We start from the raw sequence: 832 nt of genomic DNA, 5'->3' as shown, positions 1-832 counted from the left end.
CAATAATGTATTGATAATTTAACGAAGCAATATAACAGCAAATAATTATAGGTACATAGCAAGATAAAAAAGCCAGCGTGAAATATCTATCCCTAATTTTAAAGTTATCAATAACACACATTCTTGGGTATATATATATGGCAATCAACTGTGGTACATTTACTATTTTTTGTGCAAATTCCAATCTAGAAAAATATGTTGCCATATCAATACCACTTGGAAAATACAAAACAACTAATCTGTCTAAATAGTCAACAAAAATCCGAAAGACGTTAGTGACATAACTATCTCTAACTTGTTTATACTGAACATCATAATTACTTAGATCTCTAACATTAGGTAAGGAAACCCTAAATTTAGCAAAGTATGGTACACAATAAAAGAAAAGAAATTGAAAAAGATAAAATGGACCAAATAAGTGAAATGTCCATCATAACGAAAGAAATTGATGAAAGGTAAAAGAATGCCCAAGAACCCGTTCTAGACAGTGCCCCAAAACCTACAAACCCTTTTCCTTCTAACAAGCTAAGATTTATAACTGCTACAAAATAGCACAGTGTAGAGAGTAGAAATATTAAAGAAAAATTGATACCAAACTTTAAATAAAACATGGCCATAAAAAATATAATTGGCACTATTATTATCTTCAATGAATAAATAGAAATTTTAAATATAAAATTAGTATCAATTTTTCTTATGTTACTAATGATAACGGAGCGAACACCTTCTACAGTTCCAATGAAACCAACTATCAAACTGGATATCGTAAAATCTTCAAACTGAGCATCGGATGTTATTTTAGCCATAAAGGAAACACCAGCCAAAACAATAA

General features: G+C 29.4%; 2 protein-coding genes. Both read right to left on the bottom strand.

Features of this window, described 5'->3' with window-relative positions:
• Nucleotides 1-205 (bottom strand): hypothetical protein (locus RH45_RS23685; protein ID WP_206536167.1); only part of this gene is annotated, 205 nt, incomplete at its 3' end.
• 151 nt (nt 206-356) lie between these two features.
• Nucleotides 357-832 (bottom strand): hypothetical protein (locus RH45_RS21725; RefSeq protein ID WP_039959059.1); only part of this gene is annotated, 476 nt, incomplete at its 5' end.

The organism is Vibrio sinaloensis DSM 21326 (genome assembly GCF_000189275.1).
In the GTDB taxonomy this organism is placed as follows: Bacteria; Pseudomonadota; Gammaproteobacteria; order Enterobacterales; family Vibrionaceae; genus Vibrio; species Vibrio sinaloensis.
Note: the sequence above shows the minus strand (reverse complement) of the source record. Positions and strands in the feature narration are given on the sequence as shown.